General features: G+C 51.6%; 1 protein-coding gene. It reads right to left on the reverse strand.

Annotation, left to right across the window (positions count from 1 at the left end):
* Nucleotides 1-4 precede the first annotated feature (4 nt).
* Nucleotides 5-1,061, reverse strand: a 1,057-nt coding sequence (locus CCB157_RS17135) for an ISLre2 family transposase (RefSeq protein WP_077616966.1), incomplete at its 5' end; no start/stop codon positions are given.

Here is a 1,061-nt window from a genome sequence, read left to right on the forward strand (position 1 = left end):
CTCATCAAGCCTTCCGAAGCCCCATCGTGCACAGCCTGTGCGTGTCTATCCCTTGCGCTTCGAGCCACGCTTTATAATCCCGTAACGCTTCTTTATGATTCGTGATATACGCGATGAACGCCTCCAGCTTTGTTTCGCCTTCCGGTGTAGCCATCGTTCCCACGGCACTGTTCAACTCCACGATCAACCGCTCCGGATCATTCTCGTTCAGCGCCCGTCTCATCGTGGAATAGCGCGGATGATCTTTCATGATTAGATGCAAATCGCGGGCGACATGGAACCGATCCAAATGATAAAACGCCCGGCCCTTGAAGTCATCTTGGCAAGCCGTTATCCAACCAGCTCCATCTCCGTTGATGACCAGCTTCGTTTTCGTCGCGTCATAGTCGTAATGCTGCTCCAGAAAGCTTTCAAAGCCTTCCCAAAACGGCTCGGAGCCCGTGTGGAAATAGTGCCGTTTATTCTTCAATTTCCGCCGTTTGGAGCCGTCTTGTTCCCAACCCGTATGGACTAAAGCGATCTTAAGTTCTTTCGCCTTTTTCTTCTTGCCGCCCTTTTCTTTTTGCTGTTTCACAAATAACCCGTCCACCTCGACAAAAAGCACCTCAGGCGCGGGTTGTTTGGACTTCGGCTCACACACCTCGGATGCGAGGAGATGCTGACGCAACGCTTCGTGGCTCATGGGGGCATACCCTAAGAATGTCTCCAATTGCTTCACGGCGTGGCGGTAAGACGGACCGGCCACGGCCAAGGCCATTGCCCATTGTTCAAGAAGCGGGCTGAATCCCTTGCGGCCGTCAAAAGCCAGATACTGATCCAATAAAGCGATATAACGACCATTTTCCCGGTCTTGATAATAGTTGCGTTTGATGGTCAACGGACCGAACATCGTATCGATGTGAACGTCGCGCCGATCTTTCAAGCGAAAGCGACGTTTATCCCGCGCTTCGGCGATTTCGGCATCCATCTGTTCCAAAACCATCGTCAAAACCTTGCCAAACATCTCCTGTAACACCTGAAAGACATGGCGTTCAAGCTCTTCTAAAGTCGGGTATTTCGGG

It is taken from the genome of Caenibacillus caldisaponilyticus (assembly GCF_002003465.1).
Taxonomy (GTDB): Bacteria; Bacillota; Bacilli; order Bacillales; family Sporolactobacillaceae; genus Caenibacillus; species Caenibacillus caldisaponilyticus.